The 17,200-nt window shown below is 66.8% G+C and carries 14 protein-coding genes; 5 read left to right on the forward strand and 9 right to left on the reverse strand.

Annotated features, from left to right (window positions below; all coding sequences use genetic code 11):
- Positions 1-162 precede the first annotated feature (162 nt).
- From ABIE19_RS11225 to pdxY, 3 genes are all read left to right on the forward strand, one after another.
- Complete coding sequence (locus ABIE19_RS11225; RefSeq protein WP_435521149.1) at positions 163-2,685, forward strand: TonB-dependent receptor; 2,523 nt, start codon at positions 163-165, stop codon at positions 2,683-2,685.
- 11 nt (positions 2,686-2,696) lie between these two features.
- Positions 2,697-4,379 carry an alkaline phosphatase D family protein gene (locus tag ABIE19_RS11230; protein ID WP_354089287.1) on the forward strand — a complete coding sequence of 561 codons (1,683 nt, stop codon included), beginning with the start codon at positions 2,697-2,699 and terminating at the stop codon, positions 4,377-4,379.
- A 110-nt stretch (positions 4,380-4,489) separates the two neighbouring features.
- Positions 4,490-5,302, forward strand: coding sequence for a pyridoxal kinase (pdxY, locus tag ABIE19_RS11235; RefSeq protein WP_354089288.1), 813 nt, complete (start codon positions 4,490-4,492; stop codon positions 5,300-5,302).
- A 2-nt stretch (positions 5,303-5,304) separates the two neighbouring features.
- On the opposite strand, the gene ABIE19_RS11240 is transcribed toward pdxY, so the two are convergent.
- From ABIE19_RS11240 to ABIE19_RS11260, 5 genes are all read right to left on the reverse strand, one after another.
- Positions 5,305-6,114: a YggS family pyridoxal phosphate-dependent enzyme gene (locus tag ABIE19_RS11240; protein WP_354089289.1), complete on the reverse strand. Its 810-nt coding sequence runs from the start codon at positions 6,112-6,114 to the stop codon at positions 5,305-5,307.
- A gap of 81 nt (positions 6,115-6,195) precedes the next feature.
- Positions 6,196-6,591 carry an OsmC family protein gene (locus ABIE19_RS11245; protein ID WP_354089290.1) on the reverse strand — a complete coding sequence of 132 codons (396 nt, stop codon included), beginning with the start codon at positions 6,589-6,591 and terminating at the stop codon, positions 6,196-6,198.
- Positions 6,592-6,605: 14 nt separating this feature from the next.
- Positions 6,606-7,505 carry a pirin family protein gene (locus ABIE19_RS11250; RefSeq protein WP_354089291.1) on the reverse strand — a complete coding sequence of 300 codons (900 nt, stop codon included), beginning with the start codon at positions 7,503-7,505 and terminating at the stop codon, positions 6,606-6,608.
- A gap of 94 nt (positions 7,506-7,599) precedes the next feature.
- Positions 7,600-8,289, reverse strand: coding sequence for a hydrolase (locus tag ABIE19_RS11255; protein ID WP_354089292.1), 690 nt, complete (start codon positions 8,287-8,289; stop codon positions 7,600-7,602).
- Positions 8,290-8,393: 104 nt separating this feature from the next.
- Positions 8,394-9,263, reverse strand: coding sequence for a pirin family protein (locus tag ABIE19_RS11260; protein WP_354089293.1), 870 nt, complete (start codon positions 9,261-9,263; stop codon positions 8,394-8,396).
- A 113-nt stretch (positions 9,264-9,376) separates the two neighbouring features.
- Here ABIE19_RS11260 and ABIE19_RS11265 point away from each other — a divergent pair, with 113 nt between their 5' ends.
- On the forward strand, positions 9,377-10,303 hold the full coding sequence (locus tag ABIE19_RS11265; protein WP_354089294.1) for a LysR substrate-binding domain-containing protein: 927 nt from the start codon (positions 9,377-9,379) through the stop codon (positions 10,301-10,303).
- 100 nt (positions 10,304-10,403) lie between these two features.
- Entirely contained in the window at positions 10,404-10,991 is a 588-nt protein-coding gene (locus ABIE19_RS11270; RefSeq protein WP_354089295.1) for a hypothetical protein, read from the forward strand.
- 43 nt (positions 10,992-11,034) lie between these two features.
- Here the strand turns inward: ABIE19_RS11270 and ABIE19_RS11275 are convergent, their stop codons facing one another.
- The 4 genes from ABIE19_RS11275 to ABIE19_RS11290 form a co-directional block, all read right to left on the reverse strand.
- Positions 11,035-11,799: an acid phosphatase gene (locus ABIE19_RS11275; RefSeq protein WP_354089296.1), complete on the reverse strand. Its 765-nt coding sequence runs from the start codon at positions 11,797-11,799 to the stop codon at positions 11,035-11,037.
- A 22-nt stretch (positions 11,800-11,821) separates the two neighbouring features.
- A complete protein-coding gene (locus ABIE19_RS11280) occupies positions 11,822-13,399 on the reverse strand; it encodes an alkaline phosphatase D family protein (protein WP_354089297.1) in 1,578 nt (525 codons plus the stop codon).
- A gap of 8 nt (positions 13,400-13,407) precedes the next feature.
- Positions 13,408-14,712 carry a metallophosphoesterase family protein gene (locus ABIE19_RS11285; RefSeq protein ID WP_354089298.1) on the reverse strand — a complete coding sequence of 435 codons (1,305 nt, stop codon included), beginning with the start codon at positions 14,710-14,712 and terminating at the stop codon, positions 13,408-13,410.
- A gap of 68 nt (positions 14,713-14,780) precedes the next feature.
- The gene (locus ABIE19_RS11290) at positions 14,781-17,015 is read right to left on the reverse strand and encodes a TonB-dependent receptor (RefSeq protein WP_354089299.1); all 2,235 of its coding nucleotides are present in this window, start codon (positions 17,013-17,015) and stop codon (positions 14,781-14,783) included.
- Between the last annotated feature and the right edge of the window lie 185 nt (positions 17,016-17,200).

Genomic DNA, 17,200 nt, shown 5'->3' on the forward strand with positions numbered 1-17,200 from the left:
TATCGGCGGATTTCGGATATGCAAGTGGTTGCATAAGGCGACGCCGAATACGGACGATCTGTCTCCGAACGGCAACCCCAGCTTCATCTCGCCTTAGTCACGGCGTCGTCCGTGCGACATCGACGCCCTCTAGGTCTCCCCGAACCTTTCAAGGGGAGTGCGATGATGAAATCCGTTGGAACCAAGGCGATGCTGATGGCTGGCGCGGCCGTGCTGAGCCTGTCGACCGGTGGCCTGGCCCATGCCCAGAGCGCCGCTCAGGAACCGGTCTCGACGGTCGCGGACGTCATCGTCACCGCCCAACTCCGAGCTCAGGATCCGGTCGAGGTGCCCTTCGCCCTGACGGCCTACAGCGGTCAGTTCCTGGACGACCTGGGTATTCAGGAGTTCGAACAGCTGTCGGCCTTCGTGCCGGGCTTCCTGGTGCAGAACCAGTCGCCGAACAATCCGGGCTTCGTCATGCGCGGCATCACCTCGGACTCGGGCGCCGCCACGGCCGAACCGCGCGTCTCGGTGTTCCAGGACGGGGTGTCGATCTCCAAGTCGCGCGGCTCCTATGTCGAACTCTTCGACCTGGAGCGGGTCGAGGTGGCCAAGGGGCCGCAGTCGACCCTCTATGGTCGCGGCGCCCTGATCGGGGCGGTCAATCTGGTTCAGAACCGCGCTCGTCCCGGCCAGTTCGACGCCGAGGGGCGCGCCGAGGTCGGGGACTACGGCTACCGCGCGGTTGAGGGCTTCGTGAACGCGCCGGTGGGCGAGAACGCCGCCCTGCGCCTGGCCACGCGAATGAAGACCCGCGACGGATCGGTCGAAAACCTGTTGGGCGGAGAGGACTACAACGGCATCGAGACCAAGGCCTTCCGCCTGTCGGGCGCCTGGACGCCCACCGACGCCTTGCGCCTCGACCTGATCGCCAACTACCAGACCGACGACGCCAGCGGCACGTCGTTCAAGTCCATCGCCTATGATCCCGCCAACCCGACGACGGGCGCCGTCCTGGGCGGTCGCGCGCCGTGGGAGGGAGCGGCCCTGACACCGGGCGCCGCCTTCGACGGCGGCAAGGCCCTGGGTCTGGATCGCGAGGTCTGGGGCGTGACGGGCCTGGTGAAATGGACCCTGTCGCCCTCGCTGACCCTGAACTCGACCACGGCCTATCGCCGGTTCGATTCCTACGAGACCTTCGATGCAGACGGTCTGTCGCTTCCCTTGCTGACGGCGGCCGAGGAAGCCTTCGGGAAGCAGTGGAGCCAGGAGTTCCGTCTGAACTGGGACGACGGGGGGCGTCTGTCCGGCTTCGTCGGGGCGGGCTGGTTCAAGGAAGAGGGCTATCAGCGCACCCCGACCCAGTTCGACGAGCGTCTGGCCCTGGCGCAGTTGTCGGGCGTTCTCGACGGTTCTCCGACCACGGTCGGCCGCAACACCCTGCCCCTCGCGGCCTATCCGGCTGTGGCGACCCAAGTGCTGCAGAGCATGCTGACGCCTCTGGGCGCAGGCGCCCTGGCGGTTCCGATCGCCGGGAACCTGAAGTCGGCCCATATCGAGATCCCAATCAACAGCGCCGAGCTGACCTCCTATGACCTGTTCGCCGACCTGACCTTCAAGGCCACGGATCGGCTCGAGTTCGCGGGCGGCGTTCGCTACACCCGCGACGACAAGACCACGGGCTACGCCAGTTCGGTCGCCAACGGCCGCTCCATCGCCGGCGGTCTGTTGGCTGTCCTGCAGGGCGCTGTTCCGCCGGCCCAGATTCCGGCCCTGTTGGGCGGACTGGCCAATCCGAACGCAGTGAACCTGCCGGCTTCGGTCCTGCCGCTGTTCGGTCTGACGGCCCAACCCACGGCGAACAACGGCGCCTTCGTCTATGCGGATCATGACGACTACGGCTTCACCTGGCGCTTGACGGCGCGCTACGCCCTGTCGGACGACGCCAGCCTCTACGCCAACTACGCGCGCGGCCGTCGCCCCGAGGTGCTGAGCGTCAGCGGCCCGTCGGCCCCCCTGGCCGCCCCGAGCTTCAAGGTGATCGAGGCCGAGACGGTGGACAGCTTCGAGGTCGGCGCCAAGGCGGCCCTGATGGACGGCCGCCTGCGGCTTGACGGCGCCGTCTTCCACTATGCCTACGAAAACTTCCAGACGACGGTTCAGGAAGGCACGCGCTTCATCGTCACCAATGCGGGCGAGGCCAGCGCCTACGGCTTCGAAGGCCAGGTCTTCTGGTCGGCGAACCCCAACCTCGATCTGTTCGGGACCTACGGCTACAACCACTCGCGCTTCGAGGCGGGCCTCTACGACGGCAACCGCTTCCGCCTGTCGCCGGACCATATGGCGTCCATAGGCGCGATCTGGCGCCTGCCGATGGCGCACGGGACGGTCGAGGTTCAGCCGACGTACACCTGGCAATCCAAGGTCTTCTTCGACGACAACAACGACATCCCGGCCCTGCAGACCCAAAACTTCGTCCCGGATCGGGTCCAGGACGAATACCAGGACGCCTACGGCCTGCTGAACCTGCGCGTTCGCTACGCCCCGACCTCCGGAAACTGGGGCGTCGAGGCCTTCGGCGAGAATCTGCTGGACGAGGAATACGTCAAGGACGCGGGCAATACGGGCGACTCCCTGGGCCTGCCGACCTTCATCGCCGGGCGTCCTGCGAGCTTCGGCGTCGCCTTCACCGTCCGCTACTGAGGGGCTGCATCATGAAGATGAACCGTCGCGGCCTTCTGGGCCTGTTCGGAGCGAGCGCGGCTCTTGGGGGCGCCGTCGAGGCTGCGGCGGGGGCGGCTCCTTCGGTCGCCTTCGTTCATGGGGTGGCGTCGGGCGATCCTGGAACGGACCGGGTGATCCTGTGGACCCGCGTCACTCCAGCCGAAGGCGTTTCGGCTCCCGTGAACGTCGCCTGGCGCGTGCTGGAAGGCGAGGGGGATCGCGTCGTCGCTTCGGGCCGTTTCGAGACCGGGGCGGATCGGGACTATACGGTCAAGGTCGATGCGACCGGTCTGCGCGCGGGGCGCGACTATCGCTACGACTTCACTGTGGGCGAGATTCGCTCCCCCATGGGGCGCACCCGGACCCTGGCGGCCGAGGGCGCGGCGCCCGTCAATCTGGCGGTGGTGTCGTGCCAGCTTTATCCCGGCGGTCTGTTCAACGCCTATGAGGTGATCGCCGCCCTGCCGTCGCTGGACGCCGTGGTCCACCTGGGCGACTACATCTATGAGTATGGGGCGGAAGACGACGCCTACGGCATGGCGACCGGCGCCAAGCTGGGCCGCACGCCCGAGCCGCGCCACGAGATCGTCTCCCTGGCCGACTATCGGGTCCGCCACGCCCAGTACAAGACGGACGCCGATCTGCAGGCCGCCCACGCCCGGGCGCCCTTCATCTGTGTCTGGGACGACCACGAAACGGCCAACGACGCCTGGCTGCACGGCGCCGAGAACCACCAGCCGGAAACCGAGGGCGACTTTGCGGTCCGCAAGGCGGCGGCTCTGAAGGCCTATTACGAGTGGATGCCCATCCGCGAAGCCGCGCCGGGCGCTCTGAAGGAGGCCATCCACCGCAGCTTCCATTTCGGCGACCTGGCCAGCTTGATGATGGTCGAGACGCGCCTGACCGGCCGCACCGAGCCCCTGGCCTATGAAAAGGATCTGACGGCCAAGGACGGACCGGACGGCGAACCGGTTCTGGACCTGGAAGCCTTCCACGCCAAGCTGAACGACCCCTCCCGCGACCTGATGGGTCAGGCGCAGCGCGACTGGCTGAAGGGCGAACTCGCGGCTTCCAAGGCCAAGGGGCGGCCCTGGCAGGTGCTGGGCAATCAGGTCGTCATGGCGAGGGTCGCTGGGCCGGACGTGGCCAAGACCCTGACGCCGGAACAGGTCCAGGGCCTGATGGCCATGGTTCCGGAAGCCTATCGCGATCAACTGGAGCAGGCTCTCTTCCTGTTCAGCCTGGGCATGCCGTTCAACCTGGACGCCTGGGACGGCTATCCGGCCGGCCGTGAACGTCTCTACGCCGCCTTCGCCGAAGCGGGGGTGCAGCCCATCGTCCTGGCCGGCGACAGCCACGCCTTCTGGGTCAACGAGCTGAAGGACGCCAAGGGCGAACGTCGGGCGGTCGAGTTCGGGACCAGCGCCGTCTCCAGCCCGTCGATCAGCGATGCGGTCGGCGGCTTCCCCCTGGGACCCTTGCTGATGCAGGCCAATCCGGAGGTCCGGTTCTGCGACCAGTCGGCCAAGGGCTTCATCCTGCTGACCCTGAGGCCGGACATGGCGGAAGCCGCGTTGATGCAGGTCTCGACCATCTTCGCCAAGCCGTTCGAGGTCACGGCCCTGAAGCGCATGCGCGTCCGGGCCGCCGACGGCGTCCTGACGGAGGCCTGATCGGCGGGACGATCTCGACAGGGAAACCGCGAAGGCGCAGTGAGGGGAGGCGGGTCGATCCGATCGCCGGGCCGGCCTTTCTGACCCGCTCGAAGACGGCCCCTTCGAGGATGCAATCCCCAGTGCTGGTCATCTCGATCCAGAGCCAGGTGGTCTATGGCCACGTCGGCAACAGCGCGGCCGTCTATCCCATGCAGTCCATGGGGCTGGAGGTGGCCGCCGTGCCGACGACCCTCCTGTCCAACCAACCTCACTATCCGACCATGCGCGGGCGGGTGCTGGAGACGGATCTGGTCGCCGATCTGCTTCTGGGAGTCGAGGAGCGAGACCTGCCACGATCCGCCGGGGCGGTCGTCACCGGCTATATGGGCTCGCCCGAGAACGCGGCCGTGACGGCGGACTTCGTGCGGCGCTGGAAGGCGATGAATCCGGCGCTGATCCATATCTGCGATCCGGTGATCGGAGATGACGATCTGGGCGTCTTTGTCGCTGACGGCCTGATCGACCGCTTTCGCGACGACCTGACCCCCTTGGCCGACATCGTCACGCCAAACCAGTTTGAACTGGGCCGTCTGGTCGGTGAAAGGCCCGATACTGAGGAGGGCTTGATCGAGGCGGCGCGTTTGCTGAGCGGACGTGGGACCGGACGCACGGTCGTCACCGGCTGCGTCCTTGCCGACACCGCGCCGGGCGAGGTCGAAACCGTGACGATCGAGGAAGGACGGGCGCATCGCGTCTCCATCGCCCGTATTCCCATCCGCCCCAGCGGGACGGGCGACCTGTTCACCGCCTATCTGACGGGCTGGTTGATGCGCGGCGAGTCCCTGCCGGAAGCGGCTGTCCGCGCCGCCGAGGGGGTGCGGCAGGTGCTGTTGCGAACCACGGCGGCCGACGTCTTCGAGATGCGGCTGATAGGGGACTGAGTTCAGCCCGTTGCGCCGGGCCAGTAGTCGGCGTTGGAGGTGGGACGCGGCCCGAACAGGGTCTGGCCCACGCGGACGACGGTTGCGCCTTCCTGCACAGCCAGTTCGTAATCGCCGCTCATGCCCATCGACAGGCCCGCGATCCGCTCGTCGACCTGGCGCGCACGGTCGCGCAGTTCACGCAGCAGGGTGAAGCAGGGCCGCACGCGGTTCGGATCGTCGCTGAACACGGCCAGGGTCATCAGGCCCCGAGGTTTCAGTCGCGGGAAGGCTTTCAAGCCGCCGATGAAATCCAGCAAGGCGTCAGGAGACAGGCCGAACTTGCTGTCTTCATTGGATGTATTGACCTGGACATAGACGTCCATCTGGCGGTCGTCGGTCTCCAGCCTGCGATCCAGGGCCTCGGCGAGCTTCAGGCTGTCCAGGGCGTGGAACTCGTCGGCCAGGCGGGTCAGGTATTTGACCTTGTTCGTCTGGAGGTGGCCGATCATGCACCAGCGGATCGGCAGATCCTGCAACTGCTCGGCCTTGTCCCGCGCCTCCTGCAGCTTGTTTTCGCCGAAGTCCGACACGCCCGCCTGCCAGGCCAGGCGCAAGACCTCTGCCGGAACCGTCTTGGTGACGGGCAGCAGACGAACGCTGTCGATCGACCTTTCCGCTCTTTCGCACGCCGCCCCTATGCGCCGGTGAGCCAGGGCCAGGTTGGCGGCGAAACGCGCGCGGGGGTCGTGGCCGAACCGTTCCAGCATCTCGGGCGACAGCGTCCCGACCTGGGCGGTCGAGGGCGGACGATCCGGGGCGGGGGCGATCATGACGGCGGCTTCCTTCGGCGATGCAGGCCGGGCCTGTTTAGCGGATAGGGCGGCGGAAGCGAGCCTTCATCCTGCGTTCCGTCATCCCAGGTGCGTCTGGATCGGCACGCCGTTCTTGATCGCCAGGGTGACGGGCGTGCGTTCGGCGACATCGGCCAAGCGCGCACGTTGCGCCTCATCCAGCGCGCCTGTTGGGACCAGCACACGCTCGATGCGGGGCGGCGTCTCGCCGCCCAGATACTCCAACCGCACCTCCAGCCCTTCCATCGGCCAGCCCTTCTTCTCGACGTACATGGTCAGGGTGATGGCGGTGCAAGCCCCAAGGGCGGAGATCAGCAGGTCGAAGGGGGCGGGGCCCGCATCGGCGCCGCCCAGACGCTCCGGTTCGTCAGCGATCAGTTCATGTTTCAACTCCGCCCCGGTCCTGATGACGGTGCGGTAGCGGGCGGTTCCGATACGAGCGTGCGCGACGGCCATTCTATGATCTCCCGTCAGGACATGGCCGGCGGAGCCGAGGGCTCGCGCTCGGGCGGCAGGGGGATGAACTCCTGGTCGTCCATGTCGGGCAACTTCATGCGACCGGCGCGCCAGTCGGCCTTGGCCTGTTCAATCCGGTCCTTGGACGAGGAGACGAAGTTCCAGTCGATGAAGCGTTCGCCCACGGGCTCGCCGCCCAGGATCATGACCGTCGACGGCTCAAGCGCGCAGACGACCGAGGCGACGCCGCGCTCCAGCACCGCCATCTGACCATGGCCCAGCGGCCTGCCGTCATCGATCTCGACCAGGCCCTGGACGACGTAGACGGCGCTCTCGGAATGATCGGTCGGGGTCTGGAAACGAGCGCCCGGCTCCAGTTCCAGATGCAGGTAGTGCAGGGGCGAGAAGGTGCTGACGCCCGCCTTCATGCCCATGGTCTCGCCCGCGACCAGCCGCCCTTTTACGCCGCCCTCGCGCCAGGCCGGCAGGTCGGCGGTGGTGACATGCTGGAACGAGGGGTCGATTTCTTCCTGGCCGTCAGGCAGGGCGACCCAGGCCTGGATGCCTTCCAGACGGGCGCCTTCGCGGCGAGCGCGTTCGAAACGTTCGGAATGGGTGACGCCGCTGCCCGCCGTCATCCAGTTGACCTCGGCCGGACGAATGTCCTGCTGGACCCCTAGGCTGTCGCGGTGGGTGATCTCGCCGTCGAACAGATAGGTCAGGGTCGAGATGCCGATGTGGGGGTGGGGCCGCACGTCCACGGTCTTGGGGATGCCGGCGGGAAGATCGACCGGACCCATGTGGTCGAAGAAGACGAAGGGGCCGACCGTGCGGCGTTTGGCATAGGGCAGGACGCGCCCCACCTCGAAGCCGCCGAGGTCTTTGCGGCGCTGGTCGATGACGAGTTCGATCATGTTCGTGTTCCTTGAACGAAGGGCGAGAGGGCGAACGTCCGAAGATCAGAGGGCGACCCTCGCACTATGGCGCGGATCGCCCGGAAGACCAGTCTCAGTCGCGCTGGGAGTCCAGCGCTTCATGGTCGGTCGCGACCTGCTGGGCCTTGCCGTAGCTTTCGATCAGCAGTTGGTAGGGCGGGAAGATCTGGGTGTAGACCTCGGCCCACTGGGCAGCGTCTTCACGGTTCCAGGTTTTCTGCAATTCCGAGGCGACGGCGGCCATGTCCATCGGCACGACGCCGGCCTGGACTACGCGAGCCAGGGTGATCTCCTGGGCCATCTTGGAATAGGTGCCCGAGGCGTCGACGACCACGAAGACCTTGTAGCCCTCATAGGCGGCGCTGATGGCGGGGAAGGCCATGCAGACGCTGGTGATGGTGCCGGCGATGATCAGGGTTTTGCGGCCGGTCGCCTTCACGGCGGCGACGAAGTCGGGGTTGTCCCAGGCGTTGATCTCGCCCTTGCGCGCCACATACTGGGCGTGGGGAGCATTGGCGTGGATTTCCGGGATCAGCGGACCGTTGGGGCCCTGCGGCACCGAGGCGGTGGTGATGACCGGCAGCTTGGCTAGGGTCGCCATCGAGGCGAGGGCGGCGGCGTGACGGCGCAGGGTGGTCATCGGCATGTCGGCCACGGTCTGGAACAGGCCGCTCTGATGGTCGATCAGCAGCATGACGGCGTCGTTCGGGTCGATGACCGGGCGCTGGCCGTTGAAATTGGCGGGCAGGGTGGAAGCGGACATGGGGGTCTTTCCTTTCAGGCAGGGGGTCGCGATCGGACGACGGTCCGTCAGGGCGGGAAGGGGCGGCCCGGTCCGAAGACCGGGCCTTGAGCGTCATGAGGGGATCAGGCGGCTGGAATGTCGCCGAAGCGGCCGCTGTTGAAGTCCGTGATCGCGGTGCGGATCTCGTCCTCCCTGTTCATCACGAAGGGGCCGTAGCCGACGATGGGCTCGTCGATCGGCTCTCCGGTCAGGATCAGCAGGGTCGAGTCCGCATCGGCGCTCAGGACGACGCTGTCGCCCTGACGGTCCAGCAGCAGGGCCTCGGCGGCGCCGGCGGGCTGGTCGCCGTTGACGGTGACGTGACCCGACAGGACCACGAGGATGGCCGTATGGCCTTCCGGCAGGTCCAGCGTCGTCTCGGCGTCCCGGTTCAACCGTACGTCCCACACGTTTATGGGGGTGAAGGTGCTGGCCGGACCCTTCGAGCCGCCCATGGCGCCGGCGATGATCCGGGCCGTGCCCGCATCGTCAGGCAGGGCGACGGTCGGAATGTCGGCGTTCAGGATCGACTGGTAGCCGGGACGGGTCATCTTGTCCTTGGCGGGCAGGTTGACCCACAGCTGCACCATGCGGAAGGGGCCGCCGGTCCGCGCGAAGGCGGGCGAGTGGAACTCCTCGTGCAGGATGCCGCCGCCCGCCGTCATCCACTGGACGTCGCCGGGGCCGATGATCCCGCCTTGGCCGGTCGAGTCGCGGTGCTCGACCTCGCCGTCATAGACGATGGTCACGGTCTCGAAGCCGCGGTGCGGGTGCTGTCCCACGCCGCGCCGCTCGGTCGTCGGCTCGAAATTGTAGGGGCCGGCGTAGTCGAGCAGCAGGAAGGGGCTGACGTGCTTGCCCACGGCGTCATAGGAAAACAGCGACCGCACGGGGAAACCGTCCCCGACCCAGTGGCCGCGATCATTGCCGTAACGTCCCAGAACCTTCTTCATGGTGTTTCTCCTTGGCGATCGAACCCTGTCGATCACCCTGGGTCATTTATGGCTATGGGACGCTGATGGCGACAGATTGCGAAACTGACGCCTTGCGTTCTAAAAATAGAACGATGCGCGATCTCAACGACCTCTATTATTTCGTCCAGGTGGTGGATCATCGCGGGTTCGCGCCCGCCGCTCGAGCCCTGGGCATGCAGAAGTCCAAGCTGAGCCGCCGCATCGCCCAGTTGGAAGACCAACTCGGCACGCGTCTGATCCAGCGATCCTCGCGCAAGTTCTCGGTCACGGAGATCGGGCAGGAGTATTATCGCCGCTGCCTGGCCATGCTGGTCGAGGCCGAGGCCGCCCAGGATCTGATCGACGGCGCCCGGGCCGAACCCTGCGGAACGGTTCGCGTCGCCTGCGCGCCAGGCCTGCTGGCCTATCAGATGAGCGAACTCATCGCGCGTTTCATGGGGCTCTACCCTCGGGTTCAGGTCCACTTGCAGAGCACCAGCCGTCGCGTCGATGTGATCGGCGAGGGCTTCGACCTGGCCATTCGCGTGCGGGAACCGCCCCTGGAAGAGACGGATCTAGTCATGCGCAAGCTGGACGAAAGCGTCCACCGTCTGGTTGCAGCGCCCGATCTGGTCGAGCGCATGGGGACGCCGGCCGGTCCGGCCGACCTGACGGGGTGGCCCAGCCTGGACTTCGGTCCGGCGCACCGCGACCATGTCTGGGCCCTGCATCATCGCGACGGCATGACGGCCTCGGTCCGCCATGAGCCGCGCCTGGTCACGGACGATCTGCACATGTTGCACGAAGGCGTCCTGGCAGGCCTGGGCGTCGCTCTTTTGCCGAGCGTGGCGGTGATGCGCGACCTGACTCAAGGGCGATTGATCGACGTCCTGCCCGATTGGCGTCCGCGCAAGTGGATCGTCCATGCGGTCTTTCCGTCGCGCCGGGGCCTGTTGCCGTCGGTCCGCCTCCTGCTGGACTTCATCGCTCAGGCCTGCGCCGAGACCTCTCATGCTGTGGACGAACCTTCCGCCCCTTGACGCGGAGAGTATCGCAAGGCGTCTTTCCCCCTGTCGGGGAAATCAATGTTTCCGGCGGCGGCCTTTTGGCTTCCGTCTCTGCTTGAGGAAGACGCTGCGAATGATGAAGACAAGACTGAGCCTCGCCCTGGCCGTTCTGGCGCTTGGCGCCGGAGCCTGCGCCAAGACCGACGACGCTCCGGGCAAGGACCCCGCCTTGGAGATTGCGGCCCAGCCGGCTGAATCCGCCGCTGTCGATGCGGCCTCGACGGGGTCGGCGCAACCGTCTGCGGGAATCCCGCCGCTGTCGGCCTATGTCGGCAAGAACCCCTTCGAACCGGTTCAGGGCGTGGCCTTCCTCGCGAATCCGACGGTGCGGGCGGCCATCACGGCTTCGGGCGCCGGCCGCGAGATTCTGGATTTCGTCTTCCGCGACGCCAATGTCGTGGGAGGTATCCGCGAGACCCGCGAGCGGTTGCTGACCTCGGGCCATGATCCGGCGGGGGCGGGCGTGACCAACTGGGCCGTCCTGGTGACGCCGGACGGCAAGGCGGCGGTCTGCTATTCGGACGGCGCCGATCCGAACGCGATCTCCTCCGACTGGTATTATGGCGGCGAGAAGGTCTTCAGCATCGACGATCGCTGCCCCACGCGCGGTGAAGACATCGAAAGCTTCAGCAACTGGCCCATCGGCCCGATCCCGGGCTGACGAAACCGGCCCTCGCGGGATCGTCCGCGAGGGCCGCCTGCCCTCAGTCCTGCGCGCGGCGCAGGGCTTCAAGCTCCTTGCGAGCTCGTTCGAAGTCGCGCTGGAAATCCGGATCGACCTTCAGGCGGGCGACCATGGCTGCGCCGACCAGGCGGCCGGCCTCGACGTCGCTGGCGTAGTGGACGCCGCAGATGACGCGGCTTTCGCCATAGGCCAAGCCGCGCGCCAGGACGGCGTCGGCGCGATCCGGCGCCATTTCCGACAATATCAGGGCCCAGGCCCAGCCCATGGCCGAATGGCCGGACGGATAGGAGCCGCTTCGCGCCAACCAGGGCTCGGGCGCGATACAGGTGGCCGCAGGCTCTGCGACGAAGGGGCGAGGACGGAAGTAGCCTTGCTTGGCGGGGGTCTGGATCAGTTCCAGATCGCCCAGCATCCGGCCCAGCAGCACGGTGAGCGTCGGCAGACGATGCGGGTCGAAGCTGATCCCCAGGGGCTCGTTGAAAGCCTGGGGAGCGGAAGGGGTCTCAATCACGTTGTCAGCCGCAGCCTGCCGCCAGCGTTCGCTTCCTTCCAGGGCGCGGGTGGCGCGATAGGTCTCGACGTCGGCTCGCTGGCGCAGGGAAGCGGCTTCGGGCGGCGGAGGCAGGAAGGCCGAGGCGTCGGGCGCCGTCTTGCCGACCAGATAGCCGTGTGGATGGTCGCGGAAGCCCTCCCAGAAGACGGGGGCCTTGGGGGCGGCGGCGCAGGCCGAGAGGCTGGACAGGATCGCGGCGGCGGCGACAACGGCTTTCAGGCGGGCGGGCATGGGGTCTCCGTGCATGCGGCGCTCAGGCGAGTTGGGCGCCGGGGCGGCCGTCCTCGACCACCCAGGTGTTGAGCGTGGACAGGGCGGCCTTCGGATCGCGCACGTCGCTGATGGTTTGGTAGCGGGTCGTCATGCGGTCCGGCTTGATGTCGATGGCCATATAGCCGCGAACGCGGCTGTCGAAGAACCTGACCTGCGGATTGTCCGGCATGGCCGATATCAGGCCGTCGTAGCTGGGGCCGGTCGAGGTGATGGAGGTGCCGACGAACTCGGTCGCCACCGTGGCGGAGGACGGATCTGCGCTGTCCAGCTTCACGTCGTTCGTCCAGAAGGAATGATAGTCGCCGCTGAGGACGACGGGATTTCTGGGTTTCAGCGTCGACAAGGCCTGGGTCAGGCGATCGCGCGCGACGGGGAAGCCGTCCCAGGTGTCGGTCCAGTAGCGCGTGTCCGGGCCGCCGTCGCCGAAGCGAAGGCCCGCCATCACCAGATCCTGGCCCAGGATGTTCCAGCGCGCGTCGGCGCGCGCCAGACCGTCGTACAGCCAACGCTCCTGTTCGAAGCCCAGGAAGGTCCGCGACGGATCGAGGCGGTCGGGACAGCCGGCGTCGGAAACGATCTGCCCCTTGCCGCCGTTCGGCCCCTCGCTGCACGCCTGGCGCGAACGGTATTGCCGCCCGTCCAGCATGAAGAACTCGGCCAGACGGCCGTAGCGGACGCGTCGATAGATCGGCATCTGCAGGCGCGCGTCCAGGCGCGTGCGGCGGATAGGCATGGCCTCGTAGAAGGCCTGATAACCGGCGGCGCGGCGGCGCAGGAAGTCGTTCGGCGCGACGCCGGGCGTCTTGGACCAGACGCCGGAATAGTCGTCCTGGATCTCATGGTCGTCCCAGACGGCTAGACAGGGCGCGGCGGCGTGCAGGCGCTGCAGGTCCGCGTCGGTGCGGTGCAGGGCGTAGCGATTGCGATACCCCGCAAGGCTCGTCGCCTCCTCCAGGCCATAGGGGCGCACCACCTCGGCCGCGCGTTCGGGGCCTCGTGTGTATTCGTAGATGTAGTCGCCCAGGAACAGGGTCAGATCGGGGGCCTGGTCCGCCATGTGTCCATAGGCGCTGAAATAGCCGACTTCCCAATTGGAACAGGAGGCGACGGCCAGGCTCAGACTATCGACGACGGCGTCGGGCGCGGGCGTGGTCAGGGCGCGGCCCGCCGGGCTCTGCTGACCCAGCGCGGTGAAGCGATACCAATAGGGGCGGCCGGGTTGGAGGCCCTCCACCTCGACATGGACGCTATGGGCGGCGGCGGGTTCCGCCATGATCCGTCCGGCGGCCACGATCCGACGGAAGCTTTCGTCCGCGGCCACGTCCCACTGGACGGGAACGGCGGCGCCCATGCCGCCCAGCCCGTCCGGCGCGACAGGATCGACCGCCAGCCGCGTCCAGATGACGAAGCCGTCCGGCGCGGGATCGCCGCTGGCCACGCCCAGGGGAAAGACATAGGCGCCGCTCGCATGAGCGCGGCCGAAGCCCAGGACGGCGGGGGCGGCGACCAGTCCGCCCAGAAGGGCGCGGCGGTCGAGGCGGAGGGAAGAAGCGATCATGAGGTTTCTCAGTTCCGCCCGCCGCCCGCGCCCGCGCCGAAGCGGGCGCGGAAATCGTCCAGGCGAATGACGAACTCGTCACGGGCCAGGAAGTCCTCGTCCGTCATCTGCGGCTGTTCGTTGGGCTTGTACCGGCGAGCATAGTCCGGCTGGTCGGAGGCGTAGACCCTGAAATGGGTCGAATAGGTGCGCACGCGCACGCTCGGCGTTTCGCCGGCCATATCGAAGGTCATCAAACGCAGCCAGCCGTCGCCGAGACCCGGCGCCTTGTCGGCGGCCATGCCTGCATCCAGCGCCGCCTGGTTGCGGTCCTGGTAATCGGACAGGATCTGATAGACGGCGCCGCCGCTGCGGTTCCGGTCCATGCGGAAAGATTGGCCGTTATGGTGGCCGCTCAGGACCATGAAGATCTGCGGATTGCGGCTGACCAGCTTGCTCCAGACGCCTTCGGCGTCATTGTCGAAGGGATCCACGACCGTCTGGTTCACCACCGGATGCGGCAGACGTTCGCCGTCCTTGTTCAGGAAGTCGTGGGTGCTGATCAGGGTCGGCAGGCCGGGATGGGCGTGAATGACGGTCTCGGCCCATTTCAGGCTGGCGTCCGACGGGGCGAACTGCAGGCCTATGTGCAGGAAGCGGTAGCCTCCGGCCTCGAAGATCTGGGCGCTGTCGGCGCCGCCGTCGTGCGAGGCGACGTACCAGGGGCGATCCCTGAAGAAGGACGATTCCGCGCCAAAGGCCCGGGTCCATTCCACGAGACCGCCGACGTGGATCATGCCAAGGCGCCGCAGGTCGCCCTCGGGCGCCGTCAGGTCGCGAGGCCAGGATTCCTCCCACCACTGGGCGTCGTAGTCGTGGTTGCCGGACACGACGGAGAAGGGAAGGGCCCCGTCGATCAGCCTGTAGGCGTCCACGGACGCCGGGATTTCGACCTCGCGCACGCCTCGTGTCCAGCGGTCGGGGTTCATGCCTGAGGGCAGAGGACGAGCGCGAAATCCGCGCGCCTCATGGCTGGGATCGATGGCGATCGTCGGATGTTGCCAGACGTCGCCTACGCCGGTTGCGAAGACGATGTCGCCCCCGCGCGACACCGCATTGTCGGCGATGAAACGGAACTGTTCGATCATCATCTCGCGAGCGTCGAAGGGAAAACCTTCGGCTTTCTGATGCGTGAAGTCGACGTAGTTCTGGGTGTCCGGGATCACCGCGATGGTGAAGCGCGCCGGTGAAGCCTGCTGGGCCTGGGCGGAGGAGGCGCCCGTCAGGCAAAGGGCGGCGATCGCCGAGAGAAGCGTCTTCCTGGTCATCGACATGCTGGTGTCTTGCGTGATGGCGGAGAATAGGCGGGGCTCCGGTCCAGACCGGAGCCCCGCGCCGGGTCCTAGTAGCGGTAGTTGAGACGCACGCCCCAGGTGCGCGGCGGGTTCGGCGATCCCGTCGAAGCCGAGATGAAGCGGTTGCGGGATTCCTCGGAGTAGTCGTTCGTCAGGTTGTTGACGAAGACGCCGAAGGCGTAGGCGCCGTTCATCGGCCGCAGGGTCAGGTTGGCGTTCACCAGCCAGTAGTCGCCGATGACCGAGTTGGAGGAGGTGCTGAACTTCTCGCTGCGATAGGCGTAGTTGGTTTCCGCCTCGACGGCCCAGTCGCCGAACTGGTGCTCATAGGCGACCGAACCCTTGTAGTCGAAGCGCGGGAAGGGCAGGCGCTCGCCCGAACGGTCGCTGTATACAATGGTCTTGTACTCGCCGGTCACCGGATCGCGCGCCGCTTCGGTCGCCGTGGCGTTGACGAAGTAGAACTCGTCGTATTCGCCATACTTGTAGCCCACGGCCTGGGTGACGGTCAGGTTGTGCAGCGGGCGCCACCGCAGTTCCAGTTCGGCGCCCTGGATATGGGACTTGGGTACGTTGATCATGCGGCCGACCCGACCCGTCAGGGTGTAGAGAACGCCCTGAAGTTGCTGGTCGCGATAGTCGTAATAATAGGCGGCGGCGTTCACCTGCAGGCGGTTGTCCAGCAGGCTGGCCTTCACCCCGGTTTCGTAGGCGATCAGCTCTTCGAACTTGAACGGGTCCAACTGCTCCGGCAGGCCGCTGTTATAGGTGGTGAAACCGCCCGACTTCACCCCGCGCGAGACGTTGGCGTAGGTCAGGATATTGTCGCTGAACGCATATTCGGCGCCCAGCTTGCCGGTCCATTCGCCCATGTGCTGGGACTTGGAGGTGGCGGCGTTAAGGCGCGGATTGGGCTCTAGAACCCGGGTCTGGAAGTTGTTCAGATCGCGCGACTCGTCTTCGTAGCGCAGGCCTCCGACCAGGGTCAGGCGGTCGGTCAGACGATAGTCGACATTGGCGAAGACGCCCGTCGTCTCGACCTTCTGACCGTAGGTGGTGCTCATGTAGAAGCCGAGGTTCTTGGCTTGCGAGAAGTCGGAATAGAAGCCGCCGTCCACATCTTCCGTGGCGTGATAGAGGCCGGCCAGCCATTGAACCTTGCCGCCGCTCGGCGAGGCCAGGCGCACCTCCTGCGAAATCGTCTTGATGTCGTTGAAGAAGAAGGTGCCGGCCTCGTTCGAGGCGGTGGCGTCCCAATCGTTGAACTCGTTGCGGTCGAAGGATTCATAGGCGGCGACGGCGGTCAGGACGGCCCAGCCCAGGTCGTGGTTCACCCGCAGGCTGACGCCCTTGCCTTCATTGTCGCGGAAGGGCTTGGCGTTGGGAGAAACGCCGATCAGCTTGGCGAAATAGGGGGAGATGCCCCAGCCCGTGATGCGGTGGGCCTTGTCGGTCGGATAGACGCGGCCGCCGCCCGAGGTGAAGGGCGTGGTGATCAGGCGCAGGCCGCGTCCGTCCGAATTGTCCCGGCTGTAGTGCAGGTTCACGTCCACGTCGGTCAGGTCGCTGGGCCGCCAGTTCAGGCGCAGGCGTGCGGCCTGGGTGTCGCGATCGCCCAGGGCTTCGCCCGTGTCGCGATGATACTGCCAGGCGCCGCCGCTTTCCGCCGCGACCGCCAGGCGGGCGCTCAGGGTCTCGGTGACGGGGCCGGACAGGAAGCCTTCGAACTTGGCGGCGTCATAGCTGCCGTAGCTGGCGCTGAAGCCGGCTTGAACCGTCTGTGTCGGGGCGCCGGTGACGACGCTGACCGCGCCGCCTGTGGTGTTGCGTCCGTACAGGGTGCCCTGCGGGCCGCGCAGGACCTCGATCCGTGCAATGTCGAACAACTGGCCCTGGGTCATGACGCCGTACGGATAGGCGACTTCGTCGATATAGACGCCGACCGTCGAGGTGTTGTTGGCGGCGTAGTCGGTCAGGCCGACCCCGCGAATTCGGAACTGCGGCTGGCCGCCGCCCAATTGGCTGTCGACCTCCATGCTGGGCACGGCGTTCTCAAGGTCGTTGACCGTTTGGATGTTGCGCTTTTCCAGATCGGCGCCGGACAGAACGGTCAGGGCGAGGCCGACTTTCTGGGAGGATTCCTCGCGGCGTTGCGCCGTGACGACGATGTCCTCGACGGCGGTGGTCTGGGTTTCAGCCTGGGTTTGCGCCTGCGCGCTCGTAGGGAGGACGGCCGCCAGGGCCAGGACTGCGCCCGAGGCGCCGAGAAGAAGGTGTTTCATGGTTCGATCCATCGGGCGGCGCGGACGTGTTTCCCCTGTCGTCCGGGCCGGAAAATTGAGATCGGAGCACAATGTCGTTGGCAATTGCGTCCCCGGTGCGCGGTGCGTCGAACAGGCGTTCGCCTTGAGGCGACGGGGCGGCGGCTGATCATGGGGATGACGGATCATCCGGTCGCTCAGACGCT

Source organism: Brevundimonas faecalis (assembly GCF_040549405.1).
Classification (GTDB): domain Bacteria; phylum Pseudomonadota; class Alphaproteobacteria; order Caulobacterales; family Caulobacteraceae; genus Brevundimonas; species Brevundimonas faecalis.